The organism is Gilliamella sp. B2824 (assembly GCF_026536245.1).
In the GTDB taxonomy this organism is placed as follows: Bacteria; Pseudomonadota; Gammaproteobacteria; order Enterobacterales; family Orbaceae; genus Gilliamella.
In genome coordinates, this window is record NZ_JAFNON010000036.1 from 1 (window position 1) to 754 (window position 754).

General features: G+C 37.9%; 1 protein-coding gene. It reads right to left on the reverse strand.

Features of this window, described 5'->3' with window-relative positions; genetic code table 11:
• Positions 1-605, reverse strand: a 605-nt coding sequence (locus J3U56_RS11990; RefSeq protein WP_267367952.1) for an XRE family transcriptional regulator, incomplete at its 3' end; no start/stop codon positions are given.
• Positions 606-754 lie beyond the last annotated feature (149 nt).

Sequence of the window (754 nt, forward strand, 5' to 3'; positions counted from 1 at the left end):
CTTCTGATTTTGATTTGATTACCGGGTAGTTTTTCCAGAATTTTGATTCGGAGTAACCCGTCATGATTAATCGCATAAATTTTACCATCACGAATACTGGTATCGGCCTGGTCAATAGCAACGGTGGCACCATCTTGAAAAACAGGCTCCATACTGTCACCATAAACTGTTAAGCAGACCGCACAATCTTTATCAATGCCATAGCGGCGCATGGTAGAACGAGACAGTCTTAACTTGTAACCATTATAATCTTCAATATCATCTGCAAATCCATCACCGGCAGATAGCCGTACATCCTTATAAAATGGCACTTCAACCTCATCATTATCAAGTGGTGTTTGACTATCCCAGTCATCGATAGTTCCCAGTATTTTTGCATTGGCTTGGTTTTTGCCCACGTCAGGTTTCCCAACGCCTTGGGTCAGCCATAACAGGTCAACATTTAAAGCTGTTGCAATTTCAACAATTTTGCGAGATGTGCTTGATTTACCTGAAACCAGTTTTTGAATTGCGGGTTGGCTAATTTTGACTATCTCGGCTAATTGGTGCTGAGACAAGCCGGATGCTTGTAATGCCCAATTTATTCTATCGGTAAAAGTGGTCATAGTATTACCTCGTGGTTATCGACCGGGTCAGTATATAACCCAAGTTATCAAATATCAATGATTAATAGCGATAATGATAATTGCTTTAAATGATAATATAGGTTATCATTATTAATAATTAAAATTATCAAAATCAAATTAAATAATAA